The organism is Companilactobacillus versmoldensis DSM 14857 = KCTC 3814 (assembly GCF_001434295.1).
Classification (GTDB): Bacteria; Bacillota; Bacilli; order Lactobacillales; family Lactobacillaceae; genus Companilactobacillus; species Companilactobacillus versmoldensis.
Map to the genome: position 1 here is coordinate 1 of NZ_AZFA01000032.1, position 18,242 is coordinate 18,242.

The window sequence follows — 18,242 nt, forward strand, 5'->3', positions numbered from 1 at the left end:
TACGATTTGACTTAGAGCCCAAAAATTATGACACTAAATCAATTAGATTTGATAAGATATTATTTTTTTTGGGAGGAATTACTAAATAAATGGTCTTACATTGATATTATTGCATATTGTGTGTCATAATCCCCTATCCAATGATTGCTTAGCAAATCATCGGATGATGGTTATGTTTAATATACTAATTGTAATTACATTAAAAGTAAATTAATTTTTTGTTACTTTGCTGTTGCAAAATTCATTTTATGTCACTCTAAGTCAACATTATCAAGCGTTTCAACCGATTGCCAAAAAATAAATTTTTTTCCAAAAAAAGCCAACATTCAAAATGAATGTTGGCTTTTAAAGAATCGAATTATTTTAATTTTGTATAACCATCACGCTCTGTAAAGAGTGAACTGATTGATTCATCGCTTTCAATCATTTCAATTGCATCACCGACTAAGCCTGTAACTGACAAGATAGTCAATTTATCAAAGAGACAATCTTCAGGAACAACGATTGAATCAGTAACAACAACTTCTTCAAGATCTGAATCTTGGAGACGTGAAGTAGCTTTTTCTGAGAAAATTGGATGCGTTGCCGCACCGATGACCTTAGTTGCACCAGCAGCCTTTAATGCGTGAGCACTATTGATCATTCTTGTACCTGTATCGATCAAGTCATCAACAATGACACAAACACGGTTTTCAACTTCACCGATGATGTTTGGAACAACATTATCGTCTTCAGTGGAACGTTGGTCAACGATGGCAATTTGTGAGCCAAACACTTCGGCTAATGCACGGGCACGTTTAGTTGAATTGTGATCAGGTGCAACGAAAACAACATCATCGCTAGGTTCGTCGATTGTATCTCTGAAATAACTAGCAAAAATTGGCATAGCACGTAAGTGATCAACAGGAATATCAAAGAAACCTTGAATTTGTTCAGCATGCATATCTAAAGCAATAACACGGTCAACCTTACCCATTTCAAGCATGTTAGCAAATAGCTTAGCTGAAATAGGTTCACGGGCACGTGACTTACGATCCGAACGAGTATATGCAAAGTAAGGTAAAACACAAGTAATTTGATGAGTACTTGCACGTCTCAGCGCATCAACGGCAATCATTAACTCCATAAAATTATCATTAACTGGATCTGAAACTGAATGAACAATGTAAACGTCTTTTCCACGAATACTTTCATTGATCTGAATATTGATCTCACCATCACTGAAATGTGAAACTGAGGCATCCAGAAGCGGTATCCCCATGTACTTTGAGATACGTTCTGCTACTGGCTTGTTACTATTTAAAGCGAGTAAAGCAATTTTATCTAATGGTTTATTAGACATATTTTCCTCCAAAAAATTATAAGATTACGGGTGAATTGATGGGTTTACTTTCATCGGCAATAACTAAGCCCATGTCATTGTCAGTCAATTTCTTTTGACCATTTCTGACCGGGGCCTGCATGACGATGGTAAACTTATAATTCAATTTTACACTTAATTGAAGATATTCGTCCATTAAATATCCATCAATTTTTCCATTCAGGTATAAATGATATGATGGATATCTTTTCATAATCTTTTCTACCGTTGCCAAGTTGGACTCATTTTTGATTTGAGCCACTGTTAAGGCGATTGCCACACGTTCCGCAAAATTTCCTAAAAACTTTTTTTGCTCGTCTGGTTTTAATTGTGGCTTACCAAAAACGTTCTTCTTGATGTAGTCTTCAACACTGCTCATATGATACCCCTTTCAGAAATTCTTAAATAACTACCACTTCAGGTCCAATAAATTGTATAATATACCTAACGAAAGGATGTGTTGATCATGGATGAAATGGTATTTTTCAACCCAGGAGATGCGATAGCTAATTCACGGGATTTCGGAGAAGCTGTTCGTGGTGCGCAAATATATAAGGCAAAAGATCCTTACGAATCATCCTTAATTATCGCCGAAGATGCGACGAATAAAAAGAGCTTCGCCGTATATTTTGCATCTGACGAAAAGTCAGGCGTAAAAGATACCGACAAAAGCGTTGTTCCCTATCATATTAAGAAAAAACTTTAAAATGTACAATTAATCAGCCCAATATAAAAGTCCAGTCACCTAAGTGATTGGGCTTTTTTAGATGACCGTGAACATATTGTTCAATTTCATCAATCTAACATCATCTTTGGATATCTTCAAGAGCTTGTTCAATTCTTCCTCGTCATTGATCTGTTGACTGGAAAACATCATTTTGATCGAAACTGGCATAATCGGCTTAGCTGATATCCCCGACATGATACCAAATTTATATTGAGTCTCTATATAAGAACCCAACATACTGATTTGGATGTGGTCTAACTTCGAATCTATATTTTGACCATACATATTCGTCACGCCTTCAAAATAATCGACACGACCATAATAGATACTTTCACAGATCGGATACTCTTGAAAATTCTTGACGTTTTTATAGAAGACCATCTTTTGTTCTTGATCAGTCCCGGGGATACTTTCGAAATCAATCACACATTTGACGATTGAATTTGAGACTCCACAATAAAAGTAACTATACATGCGCGTATGTTTTCCTTGCCGATTGAGCCATTTATTACGGTCGATTGGCTTGTTAACGACAGAAGCGCAGTCTGGCATCAATTGATTGACTTGTACATCCAAGGCCCCAGCAATCTGATACAAGGTATCGACATCAAGCTTTATCTCGCCACTTTCGTATTTCGATAAAGTAGCCTTACTTTTATAAATCCGCTGACCAAATTCTTCCAGCGTAAGATTTTTTCGTTTGCGGAAATTACGGATCTTTTGTCCCACTAAAGTACTTACCTGAGCCATACCAACACTTCTTTCCTTAAAATATGATTTTTCGTCTTAATCATTCACATTTAACCGTTTTATTAACGGTTACATTAAAACAACTGTCTTAATTCTACCATTAAGAAACAAACTGGACAGTTTTTTAATTATCAAGAAACAAGCCCCTATTTGCCCAAAAATTGAGCTAATTTTATAGTAAAAGTAACAAATTCAAGGGGGAATCAATTATGGCTAATACTAAATTCAATGCAACAGTGACTTCGATCAATGGCTGTGAAGTATCGGCAGAAACACGCGATTTTAAGATCACCGTCGATGAACCGAAAAGTTCGGGTGGAACTAATAAAGGTATGAACCCAGTCGAATTATTGTTGAACTCATTGGGAGCTTGCCAAGTCATCGCTGCTAAGTCTTTTGCTAAGGCTAAAGGTATCAAACTAAATAAGTTAAAAGTCGAAGAAGAAGGTATTCTTGATCCTGATGGTTTCTCCGGCAAGAATCCTAATGTTCCCAAAGGATTTTCCGAAATCAAATCAACCTTCTTTATTGACGCTGACAATACCGATGAAGAAATTCAAAACTTTGTCGATTTCGTTAACAGCATTTGTCCCGTTCACAACACTTTGGAACATACGCCAAAGATGGATACAGCTATTAAAACTTACGTTAAATAATAAAAGACACGACCAACCAGTCGTGCCTTTTACTTTAAACTTGTGAATGATCGTAATTATCAACGAATTTCGAAATTGCGCCTAAAAGTTGAGCCTGATTAGTCAATTTTGCAGTGACCAACTCAGTGGCAAATAAACCTTCAGGAATCAATTTTTGCATCTGCCTTCTTAAAATATCCAGCAAGAAATCCCCTTGTTGAGATACCGCACCTCCGATGACTAACTTAGCTGGGTCATACAACAATACGATATTGGCTAATCCACGAGCCACTTGATAGGCCCAATCTTCGATAGCCTTTAAGCAGGTTGTATCCCCACTTTTTGCTTGCGCAAATGCATCAATAACACCAATTCCATATGGCTGCAAGTTTTTCTCCAAGGTCAAAGTTGACGCACGTTGTTCATAATTGCTGTCGTCTGCTTCGTCATATAAGGTGTATCCTAATGAATTAGCAAAGGAGTGCGAACCACTGAATAGCTTGCCACCGTTGTAATACGCACCACCGATGCCAGTTCCCAAAGCCACACAATAGGCGGATGAACAATTTTTGGCAACACCAGCGACCACTTCCCCTAAAAGAGCAGCATCCACGTCATTGACGACAAAAATCGGTAATCTGGTCAATTGTGAAAGCTGTTGCTTGATTTGGGTTCCTTGATAATTGGGAATAGTTGGTCCAGCATAGATGATTTCTCCGTGGTCACCGACGATCCCAGCCGTACTGACACCAATCCCCAAAACATCGAATTGGGCGAGCATCTTTTGAGTAATGTCCAAGACCGAGGTGATGATGTGCCCATCCTTATTGTGTTCTGTCGGAACCTTGCTACAATGAGACAGTTCCAATTGCTGGTCGATCAACCCATATTTGATGGTTGTCCCGCCGATATCGAACGCCAAAAATTTTTTTGACATGTTATGACCCCATTTCAGTAATTATTATTGTAATTATGAATTCTAATACTTATTATTGTAAGAAAAGACTCGAGGCAAAAATATGAATATTTTGAAACTTATTGAAGAAGTGATTCCTTCATTATCTCGTCAGGAGAGAAAAGTTGCCTTAAAAATCATCCAAAATCCTCAGGATGTCCAAACAATGAATATCTCGACTTTAGCCAAGATGGTTAACGTCAGTAATGCGACCATCACTCGTTTTGTTAAAAAAATGAACTGTCATGATTTTTATGACTTAAAGCTCAAATTGGCTAGCAGTGACTCCAAGCAAACTAAAGAGATCACGAAAGGATCGATTGCTGATGAAGTATTTTCCTTTTACAAAGATGTCCTTGGTGACACTGCTGAAAAAATCGACCAAGCAGAATTGAATCAAGTTGTTAAATTGATCTCTAATTGTCGGCGGATCTACGTTTTCGGTATTGGCAGTTCTGGCTACACGGCTCAGGAAATGGCTCAACGACTGATCAGAATGGGTATTACTGCCTATCCGATGACAGAAAGCCATATCATGTACATCACTAGTGGCATCATTCAAAAAGATGACGTCATTTTAGCTCTTTCATCATCGGGTAATACTAATGACCTAAATGAAGCAGCTGAATTAGCTCAAAAGAATCATGCTAAAGTAATCGCTATAACTGGCGTCAAAACTAGTCCACTCTTTAATCTGGCTGACTATCCGATTTTAGTTAAAAATAGTGATTTCATCGATAACACTCATTTTATCAATTCGCAATTTGCTATGACCTATGTCTTAGATATTATCACCACGTTACTATTGGAAAACGACACCTTTAAACAACGTTTAAGCCGTACGGTTGAAGTTGTGATGGACAATAAATTTCGCAATAATAATTAAAAAGAGCTCGCAAGTTTACAGATTTGACTGTAAAAACTGGCTGAGCTCTTTTTTTATGCTTTCACAGTGTTATTGACTGCTTTGATGAATTTTCCTGCAATCTCGAGTGGACGTGTGATTGCTCCACCGACCACGACTGCGTGACAGCCTAGTTCGATGCATCGACTAGCCTTTTCGGGTGTGTCGACCTTACCTTCTGCAATGACAGGTTTGCTAGTAGCTGCTAAAACTTCCTTCAAGTACTGGAAATCATTATCGGCCACGTTCATCCCGTCAGTATCAGGTGTATAGCCGTGCATAGTCGTTCCGATGACGTCGAAGCCTAATTGTTCCGCTTCTTGAACGTTTTCGATGGTTGCTGTATCGGCCATCAACAATGTGTCAGGAAATTCTTGGCGCATTTGGTCAACGATGTCAGCTAGTTTTTCGTCATGAGGTCTTTTTTGACCTGTAACATCACAGGCTACAACCTCAGCTCCGGTACTAGCGACGGCGCGCATTTCCTTCATCGTTGGTGTGATATAAACTGGCGAATCATCATAATCCACCTTATTCAAACCAATGATCGGTAAATGTGTTTCATCCTGAATTGCTTGAATATCAACGATTGAATTACATCTAATAGCAACTGATCCTGCCTGTTTAGCTGCTCGAGCCATTCGTGACATGATAAATGAACTGTGCAATGGTTCTCCAGCCAATGCCTGGCATGACACAATCAAATGGCCTTGAACTTTCTTTAAAAAATCATTTTTCATTTTATTCACGCTTCTTACTTTTTAAAGTAGTCTTGATAAATCTTCTTGGCATCGGCACGCATTTCATCGGTTGGCTTAGCCATTGGAGCTTTAGTAAATCCGGCATGGACACCCATTTCTTCAAAAACAAGTTTCAATGAAGGATAAATATCGTTCTGGATCAATGCTGTGATCGCATCATTACTTACTTTTTGTAATTCACGAGCTTTATCAATATCTCCAGCATCAAAAGCATCCATTTCAGCACGAACACGTGGGGCATTCAAGTTATAAGTCGAACCGATACAGCCATCAACGTTTAGAGCTAAGGCTGGCAAGAGCATCTCATCAAAACCAGACAAGATCAATTTATCAGGGAATTTGTTACGAACCCTTTCCAATAAGTAGAAATCAGCATTCGTATACTTGATACCAATGATCTTAGGATTTTCAAACAGCTCAGCAAATTGTTCAATTGAAAGTCCCACACCTGTCAAAGCTGGAATCGAATAAATAAGTAATTTATTATCAACGCCTTTGAGAATCTCATTGTAGTAATCTTTGATCTCTTCAAAGGTGTATTTGTAGTAGAAAGGTGTTACAGCAGAAATTTTAGGATATCCAAGGTCCGTGACGAATTTTGCTAAGAATTTTGATTCATTGAGATCTAAGGAACCAACTTGGGCGATCAAGTCAACGTCGCTCTTTGCCTCATCAATAGCAATTTTGAAAACTTGCTTTTTTTGTTCAGGTGATAGTAAGAAGTTCTCACCAGTACTACCGCCAACATAAAGTCCATCAACCTTGTTAACGTCGATATTGTAACGGATCATTTCTCTAGTTCCTGCTTCATTGATTGAACCATCTTCATTGAAGGCAGTCATTAATGCTGAATATAATTTTTTCATGGTATTCCTCTCGTATGAATATATTTTTGTAATAGTTTCCAATCCCCTACCGCTGCCATTAATATACAATGCAATAATTAATATTTCAATATCGATTTACGATAATCATTTTCATATTACAGGCTGATAATAGTAACCACAATGCTTAGAGAAATTTAAAAATAATTTGAATCTTCATCCGACTAGAAAATATAAAAAAAGACACCGTAAAAAAAATTTATGGGGACTTTTAATGAAGCTTTTAGAAATATGATGATAATTTTTAACGATTTTCATAGTAAGCGTTTACAATTATCGTTTTACATGCTATATTGTTCAACGTAATAGCTATCCCAATCATTCTAACCGCTACTAAAAAGTGTATTTAGGCACATTTTTTGGTGACGGTTTTTTTGTTTTGAGAGGAGAAAAATATGAAAGTTTCAGTTAATACGGCTGTCTTTCTTCATGACATCAAAAATGGCAAAAGCCAATCAGAATGTCTTCAAGATTTAGTAATGCTTCCAATAGACAACATTGAAGTTCGGGGAGAACTTTTCGATGAAGCTACTGAAGCAAAAGAATTAGAACAGATCAAGGTCCTTTGTAATAACAATGCTTGGGGATTCTTCTATTCGATCCCAGAACAATTATTCCAAATCGACCAAGTTAATCCTAATTTATCTATTTACTTGCAGATGGCCAATAAATATCACATCAAACAATTCAAGATCAGCAAAGGTGATTTAACGAAAATCACCGATCAACAACTAAAAGAATTAAAGGCTTTACTAGAGCAATACGAAGTTACGGTAACAATCGAAAATGAACCGAACGAAAACGGTACGATCGAGGCCTTCCAAAAGGATCTCACCAAGATTCATCAAGCTAAAATCCCAGTAGGCTATACTTTCGATTCGGGAAATTGGTATTGGATCTATGAAACACCGACGCTTGCTTTGACTTCCTTAGTCGATCAAATTTCTGTTTTTCACTTAAAAGATATCAAAAACAAACAGACCGTCATGCTGGACAATGGTGCCACCGATTGGCGCAACTTAGTCAAAAAAATAGCCACTGATGTTCCAATTTTTTTGGAATATGACATCCCTAGTCAAAATCTGCTCCATCAAATTGAACTAGTTAATAGCGTTATAGATGACAGTGTAGTCGAATTATGAGTTATCTAGTTCAACTGGTTTTGATTTTGATTTTGACTAAGATTGGTGCTCATTTATCCAACATGCTCAACTTTCCGAGCGTAATCGGCGAGCTATTAGTCGGTGTACTAGCTGGACCTGCAGTGCTTCACATCTTAACTGGTACGACCTTTATTCAGTATTTTTCCGAGATTGGTGTGATCGTATTAATGTTCATTGCTGGACTCGAAGGTGATCTAGGGTTGTTGATGAAATACTGGAGGCCCGCTTTAACAGTTGCCATTTTGGGTGTTATCTTCCCAACGCTCACAGCAGCCGGACTTTGTGCCTGGATGTTTGATTTTCCTTGGACGACTTCTGCTTTTATTGGCTTGATTCTCAGTGCCACTTCTGTCAGTATCTCGGTCCAAGTTTTAAAGGAAATGGGAAAAATGAACACTAAAGAAGGCGCAATTATTTTAGGAGCTGCCGTCGCTGACGATATCATCTGCGTGATTTTATTAGGTATCTGCGTGGCACTCTTTGGTAATAGTGCTAGTTCTAGTCAACCGATGTGGTTGATGATCTCGACTAAGTTATTGTTCTTCGTTTTGATGTTAGTTTTAGGAAAATATTTTGTACCGAAATTTATGTCCTTTTTTGGAAAATTAAATACTAGTGAAAATTATGCTACCGCTGCTGTTATTTTATGTTTCGGTTTTGCCGCTATTGCGGTAGCTCTTGGTATGAGTGATGTTCTGGGTGCTTATTTTGCTGGGATCGCTCTTTCTGAAACTAAGTACAAAGACATCCTCGTCCAAAAGATCGAACCGATCGGTTATGCGATTTTCATTCCCGTTTTCTTTGTCAGCATCGGCTTAAACATCAGTTTCAAAGGACTACAGCACGACATTTTATTCATCAGCCTGTTAGTCGTTGTTGCAATCATTGGCAAACAACTAGGAGGCTCATTAGGAGCCAGATTATTCAACTTGACCTGGTCTGAAGCCAACATCGTCGGTGCGGGTATGATCTCCCGTGGTGAAATGGCACTAGTTGTCACTAATGTGGCTTTTCAAGCCAGTTTGATCGACCAAAATCACTACACGGCCATGATCTTGGTCACTGTTGTGACAACGGTCATTGCACCAATTATTTTAAAAATCTTTATTCAACACTCTACAAATACTCAACAATACAGTAATGATTCAATTAATGAGGTGAAATTATGACAAAAGTTGGTTTTGGAACGCTCAACTGGGTCGTTTTACTGGTTTATCTGGTAGCGATGCTCGGCGTGGGTGTTTATTTTACCAAGAAAGCCAGTAAAAATACTGATGCTTTCTTCAAAGCAAAAAGCTCCATCCCTGCTTGGGCTGCTGGTTTTAGTATTTATGCCACAACTCTAAGTGCGATTACCTTTATGTCGACACCTGAACAGTCTTTTTTGAACGACTGGGCTTATAGTGTCGGAAATCTAAGTATCTTCTTGATCATCCCTATTTTGATCAAATACTATGTCCCATTCTTCCGAAAATTAAAAGTTACCACAGCTTATGAATATCTGGAAGAACGTTTTAGCCCCGTAATGCGAGTCATTGGTAGTTTATTATTCATTCTTTATCACATCGGACGTGTTGCTATCGTAATTTATCTACCAATCATTGCTATTACTTCAGTATCAAATATCAATCCAATCTTGATTGCCTGTGTCGTTGGTGGACTTTGTATCATCTATACATTTCTGGGTGGTATTGAAGGTGTTATCTGGAGCGATGTTATCCAAGGTATGTTGCTACTTGGCGGTGCTTTATTGATCATCATTGTCGGAATCGTCTCAATCAAGGGTGGTTTCGGAACGGTCGTCAGTGATGCCGTTTCTGGTGACAAATTCTTCTCTGTTAAAGACTGGAACCCTGGCGATCTGACTAAATTCATCCCGTTGATCTTTGCAGGTCAGTTCTTCAATACTCTTTATCAATACACTGGTAGTCAAGACGTTGTTCAACGTTACCAAACTACTGCAACTCAAAAAGAAACTAACAAATCTCTCTGGACAAATGGTTTCTTAGCTTTGATCACAATTCCTTTATTCTTCGGAATGGGAACCGTCCTCTTCAGTTTCTACAAGAATGTCGGTACTTTACCACACGGCTTCAATACTAGTGCCATCGTGCCTTACTTTGTTGTTACCAGAATTCCAGCTGGTATCGCTGGATTAGTAATTGCTGCTATTTTTGCTGCTGCTCAATCAACGATTGCTTCAAGTTTGAATGCCATCTCTTCTTGTGTCGTGACTGACTTCAAACAACGTTTCTTTAATCATCGTCTCAAGAGCATCTCAGATGTTACCTTAGCCAGGATCATTATCATTGTGACAGGATTATTCGGCTTAGGTATGTCGATTTATCTATTGATCGGTAATGCATCTAAAACTTGGGATCTATTCTTGACCGTTACAGGTCTATTCGGTGTCCCAATTGCTGGTATCTTTGCTGCCGGGATCTTCACCAAACGTTCCAATACTTTTGGAGCTGTTCTTGGGTTAATTTTAAGTGTGATTGCGACTGTCTTTGTTCAACAAAATAGTGATTCGTCACTTATCGTTGCCACAGTTGCCTTTATTACATCATTTATCTTTACTTACTTGATCAGCTTCTTTGCACCAAAGAAATATGTTCATAATGTTGTCGGCCTAACAGCCTCAACCGTTAAAGAAACTTACGTAAAAAGTTAACGAGGTAATTTATTATGATTGATCCTATGCCACTGTCAGAAATGAAAACTTATACCGGAAGCCAGGCAGTACCAGCTGATTTTGATGAATTTTGGGACCAGCAATTAGCTCTAGTGCCATCCTCCTTAAAGTACAGCTTAACTCCTCAGAATTTCAATTTACCAAATATCAACTGTTACGAATTGAAATTTGAAGCTTTTGATCAAGCCAAAATTTATGCTAAATGTTTGTTTCCCAAACAAAGTAAATCGGCCAGTACGGTCTTCACCTTTCATGGCTATATGGGCCAATCACCCGATTGGTCAGATCTCTTGAAATTTCCAGCAGTCGGTTATGGCGTAATCGCTATGGACGTCCGTGGACAATCTGGTAAATCTTACGACAATCAATTTTATGACGGCAATACCGTCAAAGGTCAGATCATTCGTGGTGCCATCGACGGACCAGAGAATCTCTTTTTTAGAAAAATTTATCTCGATGTTTACTCATTAATAGAGATTATCGCCAAGCAAAGTTTTGTTAACGAACATGATCTTTGCGCATATGGCGGCTCTCAAGCTGGGGCCTTATCGATCGTTGCGGCTGCATTAAACCCAAGGATCAAAAAGATTGCCGCCATTTATCCTTTCCTTTCCGATTTTAAACGAGTCTTGACAATTGGTAATAAAGACGAACCATATGATGAACTTTTTCGTTATTTTAAGTTTTCTGATCCTTTGCATAAAACTGAAGATCAAATCTTAAATACCTTATCGTATATTGACATCAAAAATATGGCTCACCGAATTACCTCACCCTTAAAACTATTTACCGGTTTAGAAGATCAAGTCTGCTTCCCTTCAACGCAATTTGCAATGTATAACCGCATCTCAGCTCAAAAAGAGCTCCACCTCCACATGAAGAGATGCATGTACAGGTAAATGATGACATCTTCAACTGGCTAACGAATTCTACGATCCAATTCAAGACTCAAGTGAGCGACTCCTCAATCCAAACTAGTTTTGATCGAAAAGAATAAGGATAAAACTCAAGCTATCGTCCTCCGGTAGCTTGTTTTTTTACAAAAAAGAACCTAAGTAAAGGATTTATTCTCTACTTAGGTTCTTTTGCTTACTTAGTTTTTAATAATAAATCTAAAGAGTGCTGTAACTTATCGATATCTTCATCGGCAACATTTGGGACGCTTTGACGAATATTTTGGGCAATGATTAATTTCATTGCTTTATCGATACTCGATTTTACGGCCGACAATTGGACGAGGATGTCTTCACAGGGACGTTCGTCATCCATCATCTTCATAATGCCATCTAGTTGGCCATGAGATTTTTTGAGACGGAGCCTGATTTTATCGCTAGTTGATTTATCTACTTCTTGTGACATTTGATACCTCCTAGGGCATACTAAGTGTCTTTTAAACTAGTCGATAAACTTTTCAACTTCGGCTCTAAAGGCGTCCTTAGGTCTTGCCCCTACTAATCTGTTTACTATCTTACCATCTTTTTTGATCAAAAATGTTGGGATTCCTTGAACACCCAATTGTCCGGCTGTTTGTGGATCATTGTCAACGTTCATTGATGTGAACTTCACTTTGTCCCCTAGTTCATCTTTGGCTGAAAGTGACTTCAAAATAGGATCCATCATTTTGCATGGTGGGCACCAGTCGGCACGAAAATCGACGATAGTAACACCAGTATTAGTTTCTGCTTCATAATTGTTGTCGTGAATCTCTTTTACGTTTGATTCCATGATATTACCTCCATAACTTATGGTCCTACCATACCCCCTACGGTATATAATGACAATATTTTTGCTCATGCCATATTAATTGCTCAATATTTGCTAAAATGAACCGTAGATGCAAAAACAGCCGACCGTCTGATCAGCTGCTTAAGATTCTTCTTTTTCTTCACGTTCATCTTTGGCATTTTGATGAATGGTCTTATATACCCTCATCGTCGCTACTCCAATGTTTTTAGCATTTTCCATATCGAATTTTTTAGTGATACTGTCTTTTCGGGAAACATAATGATAAAGCGGTGTATCAGTCAAATAAAAACCACGAGCAACGGTGGCATATTCAACATTGAACAATTGGTCTTCCATCAATGCTAAGTCCGTCAAAAAGCTCAATTGATTTTTTTCGATCACCGAACGTCGATACATTTTATTCCAAGTGTAGCCCATGACACTACCACTAACCTTGATGATCTGTTTAATGGCACTGTCACGGTCGACCAATCCTAATTGTTTCTTTTCCGTCTGTGGCTTGCTCTTACCATTTTTAGTATCAATGAAAAAACCACAGCTGACCAAATCAAGATCAGGATGTTGTTGGAAAATATTCATAAAATATTCGACGTAATTCGGTTCTAACCAATCATCCCCATCGACAAAAGTGACAAATTCAATGTGCGACAGTTTTAAACCAGTATTTCTTGCTGCCGAAACGCCAGCATTTTGGGCATGACAAACAACCCGCAACCAGGCATATTTTTTTTCAAAAGCCTGCAAAATTTCCAAAGTGTCATCAGTCGAATGATCATCGACGGCAATCACTTCAAAATCATGAACGGTTTGATTAGCTATCGACTGGATAGTTTTCGTAATGTATCCAGAGACATTGTAAGCCGACAAAATTATTGACAGTTTTTTCATTAAATCACCCATTAATATTTTACTTCTAAAGTCATAAGATTAGCAATATAGGAGGCAAAAGCATGAAACGAATCCTCAACCTTGATGGTGCCATCAATTTAAGAGAACTCGGTGGTTACACCACTACCACAGGTAAAAAAATTAAATATCATAAACTATTACGTTCAGGCGACATTAGCAATTTAACGCCAAAAACTTTAGATTTTCTAGAAGATTATGGCTTGAAATACGTGGTAGATTTTCGTTCAATGAACGAGCAACAAGTTTGGCCTGATATTAAAGCTGACTTTTATCATGTGTATGCTGACCCTGTCTATCCTCTCAAAGGTAATGGTGAAAATCTAGCAAATATTTTACCAACTGATAGCAATTCCTATTTAGGTAAGATCTATCAAAGCATCGTTTTAGATAAACATGCTCAACAATCTTACGCAATCCTATTTGAGTTACTTCTTGATAATACTAAGCCAGATAAATCGGTCCTCTTTCACTGTGCTGCTGGTAAGGACCGGACTGGCGTCGGTGCCCTCTTGATCCTCAAAGCTCTACAAGTCGATGATGAAACCATCGTCAAGGACTATTTATTGACTAATTTGATGTACCAAGATCTCGATGACCTTAATGATACCTTGAATGATGACGAAGGCGATCAAGCCATCAATAAAATGAATATGACTAAGGCTGATTTAAATAGTATCACATCTGTTTTTGATGCTATCGAGCACTATTATGGGAGTTTTGATAATTATTTAAATCAGGCTTTAGGCGTTGACTCACAACAGCTCCAGACCTTGCGTAACATTTACTTAGAACAATAAAACCATTATAATTCAGTATAATCAAAAAAATTATTTAAAGATTGGAGAAATTATGAGTTTTCTGGAACTAAAAAACGTTCAAAAATCCTTCTCCTTGGGAAAGAAAAAATTCCCTGTCTTAAAAGGGATCAATTTAAATCTTGATCGGGGCGAATTTGTTTCGATTTTAGGTGAATCTGGTGGTGGTAAAACAACGCTTTTAAACGCCATCGGTGGACTAGATTCACAATTTGACGGTGACATCTTAGTCGATGGCCGCTCGCTCAAAAAAGGTTCCAGCAAAGCTATGGATAATTATCGCAGTCACACTGTCGGTTTCGTCTTCCAGAGTTTTCATTTAGTCAGCCATCTGACAGTTTTAGATAACGTCTTAGTTCCCCTTGAAATGTCTGCCCTGAGCCGGCGAGAACGTGTTGAACGTGCCAAGCTCTTACTCCAAAGAGTTGGCCTGACAGAACATATCAACAAACACCCCAACCAATTATCTGGTGGCCAAAAGCAACGTGTGGCTATCGCTAGAGCCCTTGCCAATGACCCTGATATCATCATTGCTGATGAACCCACTGGAGCATTGGATGCCCAAAATACCGCTGAAGTTTTGCGGATCTTGAATGAGATCGCTCAAGAAGGTAAATTAGTCATTGCTGTTACTCATTCACAGACGGTGGCAAATTACGGTACCAGAATCGTTCACCTTTCCAATGGAGTGATCGACTCTGATAACATAATTCGCCAAAGTTATCCCGTTCAAGGATTTCGTCGTGATAAAAAGATCACTCATTTAAGTTTTGGTGATACTTTCAGACTTGCCTGGGACCACATAACTTACACCAAAGGAAGAAATATCTTGATCATCCTCGGTGCAGCTATCGGTATATTTGCCGTCATCTTCATGCTGGGGCTTGGTTCTGGGATCACTGGCTATATCAATAAACAAATGTCGAGCCAGATCAATCCTAATGCGATCCAGGTCACGAAAAATGTCGCTTCTAGTCAAGTCAATAGCTCGACCAATACTTCAGGGATAACGATGAGTGATGCTGATATGCAAAAATTTGCCAAGATCGACCACGTTAAAAAGATTGAAAAAGCATATTTTGCTCAAGCACCTCGAGTTTATTATCAAAAGAAAAATATTTCGATCCCCTATTTCCAAACTTGGAATGGTACTGAAAAAACCGGGGATATCATTGCCGGTCACAAACCAGGCAATAATGAAATCATCTTACTAAAATCCGATGCCACTAGACTAAACAAGCATTACAAAAACTTGATTGGCAAGTCGTTAACTATTTACATCCCTTCGCAAGATAAAAACCAGAAGTCTGTTAACGTCAAACACAAATTAACCATTTCCGGAATAATCAAATCCGGTTCAACTGCCATCACCTATGATACGCTGGCTAATTCTTCTTCCAATTACAATGTTGAAATAAAGCCAAACTTCGTTACGCTGACGGCTGACAGTAGTTTCAATGTCAGAGACATCCAAGACAAGGTCAAAGATTTCAAGACGACCAACAGCAAAGGTAAGCAAGTTTCAGCCTACACGATCACTGGTGCTGGTGCCATCCTTGATTCGTTGAACACTTATCTGAAACTAGCCTTCAATGTCTTAGCTGCTATCGCCGGGATCTCACTATTGGTTTCAGCTATTATGATCATTGTTGTCCTATACATCTGCGTTTCCGAACGGACTCACGAAATTGGTATTCTTCGTGCCATTGGTGCTAGGAAAAAGGATATCCGGAACATGTTCATTTCGGAGTCATTCCTGATTGGATTAGTCGCCGGTATTTTTGCAATAATCATCGCCTACCTAGTTCAATTTGCGGCCAACGCAGCCACGCAAAATGCTTTTAATGCCTCAATCATCAATATCTCACCTGGCAATGCAATCTTCGGGATCGCTGTCAGTGTCATCATTTCTCTAATCGCTGCTTTAGCACCATCGCATCGAGCTGCAAGATTGGATCCACGTGACGCTTTGACCGATGAATAACTTTACATTTAGATTTTAAGCAAAAAGCCTTAATGAGCTTTGTCATAATCCTTGCCCCTAAAGTTACAGTAACTTTAGGGGTATTTTTGTGACTAAAATTAAAATAGATAAAAAAAGACTGGTTGAACCTTTCAAATTCAGAACATTTCAACTCGTCAATATCTTTGAAATTAGTAAGATTCAGTAATAAATATTATATAGACGCAGGACTTTCTTTACTTAGGTTGTTTACATCTTAAACATATTATTTTAATCATTATTTATGAACTTTGTAAATTAAAATCTATACATAAAAAGCAACTATTTTAATTGAATTGGTTTCCTTAAGATTCAAAATTTGATGAACTAAAATTATAATTAAAATTATTCCACTTTTATTTATATGTTCCATTCATATTTGTTCGAACTAAATCATATTTAATGATATTATTATCTTGATAATTTGATATTAATTATTGGGGAATTTTTTATAATGGGAGTAAATTTTCGTAAATTAGTAAATTGGGGAATCATTTTATTCACTATATTGTTTACATCAATTGTATTTATCTTAATGATTTACAATATATTTAAAAACTATGTCGCGAATTCACCTACCTACTATTTATTGAGATTAATCATTGCAATATCCTTTATATTATTGATTTCCTATATTTTGTATAAAATGACTGATCAAAAAATTTGGCTCAATAGATTAATATTAATAGTTTTAATCCTTATATTTATTGTCATAGCTCTATTTTGGGTCCGTATAACGCCTAGAACACAACTCAGCGATTTTGGTAATTTTTGGTACAGGGCTCCTGATGTATTAAAAGGTCAAAAGCTCTATGCTTTTGACAATGATTATTTTGCTAAATGGGCATATCAAACTGGATTTATGGCATATGTAATGCTAGTGATCAAAATTTTTGGTTACCATATTATTGCCATTCAGTATCTGAATGTTTTTTATCAAGTATTGACATTGATAATGGTCTATAAATTATCAACTATGATTTTCCATAGCATTAAGATTGCCAGAATCTCAGTTTTCCTATTGCTAATTGATCTTGACTGGTTTGCATTAAACTCACAAGCTGATAATCAATACTTAGGTTCACTACTTTTCCTTGTTACTTTCTATTTGATTTTGAAAGATAAATACTGGTCATATATACTCGGAGGCTTCACATTAGGTTTTGGAGCAATTATTCGTCCGATTGGACCAGTAATCATTGCAGGAATTATTGTATTTGCAGTTTTTTTTAAAATAATTCGTCAACATTCATTCAATATCCACTCTCTCTGGAGGTTATTGATCATCTTAGGTATTTATTTCGCTATATTCAATTTTGCAGGACTTTTGATCAAATCCTCTGGATTAAATCAGTATGGCTTATCAAATCGAGACACTTCCTGGAAGTTTGTAACAGGTCTAAACTATGAATCTAGTGGCACTTACGATCAAAATCTTGTAAATCAATTTGATTTAAATGAAAGTAGGCTAAAAGAAAATACTAAGGAAAAAACGGTCATTAGACAACATATTTCTAATCTTAATCACGGGGATAAGTGGCTGGAACTTTTCAAACAAAAAATATCTATTCTTTGGTCTGAGCGGATCAATGCGATTGATTTCACTGAAATTAATAAAAAAATATCAAATACACACTACGATAAAATCACATTGATTGGTTATTTAGGATCAGTAGCAATCATCCTTTTCTCATGGATAGGTTCTTTCGCATTGTTAAAATCTGATCACACAGATGGAATATTCTTGTTGCTATTACCTCTTTTAGCATTTGTCGTAATACAATTATTTATTGAAGTACAGGGACGGTATCGGATTGAGTTTGTGCCAATTCTAGCAATAATTTCAGGCCTCGGAGTCTATTCAATATTTAATAGCATCAAATTAATTGGGGGGAAGATTCATGCCAAGCAACATTAAATGGCTCTAAGTCAAATC

The 18,242-nt window shown here is 37.5% G+C and carries 19 protein-coding genes; 10 read left to right on the top strand and 9 right to left on the bottom strand.

Annotated features, from left to right (window positions below; translation table 11 throughout):
• Window positions 1-358: 358 nt before the first annotated feature.
• Both FC27_RS10800 and FC27_RS10805 read right to left on the bottom strand, forming a co-directional pair.
• Window positions 359-1,342: a ribose-phosphate diphosphokinase gene (locus tag FC27_RS10800; RefSeq protein WP_010624456.1), complete on the bottom strand. Its 984-nt coding sequence runs from the start codon at window positions 1,340-1,342 to the stop codon at window positions 359-361.
• 16 nt (window positions 1,343-1,358) lie between these two features.
• On the bottom strand, window positions 1,359-1,739 hold the full coding sequence (locus FC27_RS10805; protein ID WP_010624457.1) for a YueI family protein: 381 nt from the start codon (window positions 1,737-1,739) through the stop codon (window positions 1,359-1,361).
• A gap of 87 nt (window positions 1,740-1,826) precedes the next feature.
• Between FC27_RS10805 and FC27_RS10810 the strand changes: the two genes are divergently transcribed.
• Window positions 1,827-2,066: a hypothetical protein gene (locus tag FC27_RS10810; protein ID WP_010624458.1), complete on the top strand. Its 240-nt coding sequence runs from the start codon at window positions 1,827-1,829 to the stop codon at window positions 2,064-2,066.
• Between the two features lie 57 nt (window positions 2,067-2,123).
• Here the strand turns inward: FC27_RS10810 and FC27_RS10815 are convergent, their stop codons facing one another.
• Complete coding sequence (locus tag FC27_RS10815) at window positions 2,124-2,837, bottom strand: helix-turn-helix domain-containing protein (RefSeq protein ID WP_010624459.1); 714 nt, start codon at window positions 2,835-2,837, stop codon at window positions 2,124-2,126.
• A gap of 209 nt (window positions 2,838-3,046) precedes the next feature.
• On the opposite strand from FC27_RS10815, the gene FC27_RS10820 reads away from it, so the two are divergent.
• Window positions 3,047-3,493 carry an OsmC family protein gene (locus FC27_RS10820; RefSeq protein ID WP_010624460.1) on the top strand — a complete coding sequence of 149 codons (447 nt, stop codon included), beginning with the start codon at window positions 3,047-3,049 and terminating at the stop codon, window positions 3,491-3,493.
• A gap of 34 nt (window positions 3,494-3,527) precedes the next feature.
• On the opposite strand, the gene FC27_RS10825 is transcribed toward FC27_RS10820, so the two are convergent.
• Window positions 3,528-4,409, bottom strand: a complete 882-nt coding sequence (locus FC27_RS10825; protein ID WP_010624461.1) for an ROK family protein — start codon at window positions 4,407-4,409, stop codon at window positions 3,528-3,530.
• A gap of 82 nt (window positions 4,410-4,491) precedes the next feature.
• On the opposite strand from FC27_RS10825, the gene FC27_RS10830 reads away from it, so the two are divergent.
• The gene (locus FC27_RS10830) at window positions 4,492-5,313 is read left to right on the top strand and encodes a MurR/RpiR family transcriptional regulator (RefSeq protein ID WP_010624462.1); all 822 of its coding nucleotides are present in this window, start codon (window positions 4,492-4,494) and stop codon (window positions 5,311-5,313) included.
• A gap of 53 nt (window positions 5,314-5,366) precedes the next feature.
• On the opposite strand, the gene FC27_RS10835 is transcribed toward FC27_RS10830, so the two are convergent.
• Both FC27_RS10835 and FC27_RS10840 read right to left on the bottom strand, forming a co-directional pair.
• Window positions 5,367-6,071 carry an N-acetylmannosamine-6-phosphate 2-epimerase gene (locus FC27_RS10835; RefSeq protein WP_010624463.1) on the bottom strand — a complete coding sequence of 235 codons (705 nt, stop codon included), beginning with the start codon at window positions 6,069-6,071 and terminating at the stop codon, window positions 5,367-5,369.
• A 14-nt stretch (window positions 6,072-6,085) separates the two neighbouring features.
• Window positions 6,086-6,958 carry an N-acetylneuraminate lyase gene (locus tag FC27_RS10840; protein WP_010624464.1) on the bottom strand — a complete coding sequence of 291 codons (873 nt, stop codon included), beginning with the start codon at window positions 6,956-6,958 and terminating at the stop codon, window positions 6,086-6,088.
• Between the two features lie 413 nt (window positions 6,959-7,371).
• On the opposite strand from FC27_RS10840, the gene FC27_RS10845 reads away from it, so the two are divergent.
• From FC27_RS10845 to FC27_RS10860, 4 genes are read left to right on the top strand one after another with little or no spacing between them, the layout of a single operon-like run.
• Complete coding sequence (locus tag FC27_RS10845) at window positions 7,372-8,118, top strand: sugar phosphate isomerase/epimerase family protein (protein ID WP_010624465.1); 747 nt, start codon at window positions 7,372-7,374, stop codon at window positions 8,116-8,118.
• Entirely contained in the window at window positions 8,115-9,308 is a 1,194-nt protein-coding gene (locus FC27_RS10850; RefSeq protein WP_010624466.1) for a cation:proton antiporter, read from the top strand. Before FC27_RS10845 ends, FC27_RS10850 begins: the two co-directional genes overlap by 4 nt.
• Entirely contained in the window at window positions 9,305-10,813 is a 1,509-nt protein-coding gene (locus tag FC27_RS10855; protein WP_010624467.1) for a sodium:solute symporter family protein, read from the top strand. Before FC27_RS10850 ends, FC27_RS10855 begins: the two co-directional genes overlap by 4 nt.
• A 14-nt stretch (window positions 10,814-10,827) precedes the next feature.
• Window positions 10,828-11,733 carry an acetylxylan esterase gene (locus FC27_RS10860; RefSeq protein WP_010624468.1) on the top strand — a complete coding sequence of 302 codons (906 nt, stop codon included), beginning with the start codon at window positions 10,828-10,830 and terminating at the stop codon, window positions 11,731-11,733.
• A 190-nt stretch (window positions 11,734-11,923) separates the two neighbouring features.
• On the opposite strand, the gene FC27_RS10865 is transcribed toward FC27_RS10860, so the two are convergent.
• The 3 genes from FC27_RS10865 to FC27_RS10875 form a co-directional block, all read right to left on the bottom strand.
• A complete protein-coding gene (locus FC27_RS10865; protein WP_010624469.1) occupies window positions 11,924-12,193 on the bottom strand; it encodes a metal-sensing transcriptional repressor in 270 nt (89 codons plus the stop codon).
• 36 nt (window positions 12,194-12,229) lie between these two features.
• Window positions 12,230-12,559, bottom strand: a complete 330-nt coding sequence (locus FC27_RS10870) for a thioredoxin family protein (RefSeq protein WP_010624470.1) — start codon at window positions 12,557-12,559, stop codon at window positions 12,230-12,232.
• Between the two features lie 141 nt (window positions 12,560-12,700).
• Window positions 12,701-13,468: a glycosyltransferase family 2 protein gene (locus FC27_RS10875; RefSeq protein ID WP_235699639.1), complete on the bottom strand. Its 768-nt coding sequence runs from the start codon at window positions 13,466-13,468 to the stop codon at window positions 12,701-12,703.
• A gap of 62 nt (window positions 13,469-13,530) precedes the next feature.
• Here FC27_RS10875 and FC27_RS10880 point away from each other — a divergent pair, with 62 nt between their 5' ends.
• The 3 genes from FC27_RS10880 to FC27_RS10890 all read left to right on the top strand — a co-directional run bounded on the left by FC27_RS10880 (window position 13,531) and on the right by FC27_RS10890 (window position 18,224).
• A complete protein-coding gene (locus tag FC27_RS10880; protein ID WP_010624472.1) occupies window positions 13,531-14,286 on the top strand; it encodes a tyrosine-protein phosphatase in 756 nt (251 codons plus the stop codon).
• A gap of 52 nt (window positions 14,287-14,338) precedes the next feature.
• Complete coding sequence (locus FC27_RS10885) at window positions 14,339-16,288, top strand: ABC transporter ATP-binding protein/permease (protein WP_010624473.1); 1,950 nt, start codon at window positions 14,339-14,341, stop codon at window positions 16,286-16,288.
• Between the two features lie 472 nt (window positions 16,289-16,760).
• The gene (locus FC27_RS10890) at window positions 16,761-18,224 is read left to right on the top strand and encodes a hypothetical protein (RefSeq protein WP_010624474.1); all 1,464 of its coding nucleotides are present in this window, start codon (window positions 16,761-16,763) and stop codon (window positions 18,222-18,224) included.
• Window positions 18,225-18,242 lie beyond the last annotated feature (18 nt).

Bases quoted from the DNA above. Each gene is read 5' to 3' on its own strand.
- FC27_RS10865 (WP_010624469.1), bottom strand. From the start codon at position 12,193: ATGTCACAAGAAGTAGATAAATCAACTAGCGATAAAATCAGGCTCCGT.
- FC27_RS10805 (WP_010624457.1), bottom strand. From the start codon at position 1,739: ATGAGCAGTGTTGAAGACTACATCAAGAAGAACGTTTTTGGTAAGCCA.
- FC27_RS10825 (WP_010624461.1), bottom strand. From the start codon at position 4,409: ATGTCAAAAAAATTTTTGGCGTTCGATATCGGCGGGACAACCATCAAA.
- FC27_RS10820 (WP_010624460.1), top strand. From the start codon at position 3,047: ATGGCTAATACTAAATTCAATGCAACAGTGACTTCGATCAATGGCTGT.
- FC27_RS10830 (WP_010624462.1), top strand. From the start codon at position 4,492: ATGAATATTTTGAAACTTATTGAAGAAGTGATTCCTTCATTATCTCGT.
- FC27_RS10880 (WP_010624472.1), top strand. From the start codon at position 13,531: ATGAAACGAATCCTCAACCTTGATGGTGCCATCAATTTAAGAGAACTC.
- FC27_RS10860 (WP_010624468.1), top strand. From the start codon at position 10,828: ATGATTGATCCTATGCCACTGTCAGAAATGAAAACTTATACCGGAAGC.
- FC27_RS10855 (WP_010624467.1), top strand. From the start codon at position 9,305: ATGACAAAAGTTGGTTTTGGAACGCTCAACTGGGTCGTTTTACTGGTT.
- FC27_RS10885 (WP_010624473.1), top strand. From the start codon at position 14,339: ATGAGTTTTCTGGAACTAAAAAACGTTCAAAAATCCTTCTCCTTGGGA.
- FC27_RS10815 (WP_010624459.1), bottom strand. From the start codon at position 2,837: ATGGCTCAGGTAAGTACTTTAGTGGGACAAAAGATCCGTAATTTCCGC.
- FC27_RS10810 (WP_010624458.1), top strand. From the start codon at position 1,827: ATGGATGAAATGGTATTTTTCAACCCAGGAGATGCGATAGCTAATTCA.
- FC27_RS10800 (WP_010624456.1), bottom strand. From the start codon at position 1,342: ATGTCTAATAAACCATTAGATAAAATTGCTTTACTCGCTTTAAATAGT.
- FC27_RS10875 (WP_235699639.1), bottom strand. From the start codon at position 13,468: ATGAAAAAACTGTCAATAATTTTGTCGGCTTACAATGTCTCTGGATAC.
- FC27_RS10840 (WP_010624464.1), bottom strand. From the start codon at position 6,958: ATGAAAAAATTATATTCAGCATTAATGACTGCCTTCAATGAAGATGGT.
- FC27_RS10850 (WP_010624466.1), top strand. From the start codon at position 8,115: ATGAGTTATCTAGTTCAACTGGTTTTGATTTTGATTTTGACTAAGATT.
- FC27_RS10845 (WP_010624465.1), top strand. From the start codon at position 7,372: ATGAAAGTTTCAGTTAATACGGCTGTCTTTCTTCATGACATCAAAAAT.
- FC27_RS10890 (WP_010624474.1), top strand. From the start codon at position 16,761: ATGGGAGTAAATTTTCGTAAATTAGTAAATTGGGGAATCATTTTATTC.
- FC27_RS10835 (WP_010624463.1), bottom strand. From the start codon at position 6,071: ATGAAAAATGATTTTTTAAAGAAAGTTCAAGGCCATTTGATTGTGTCA.
- FC27_RS10870 (WP_010624470.1), bottom strand. From the start codon at position 12,559: ATGGAATCAAACGTAAAAGAGATTCACGACAACAATTATGAAGCAGAA.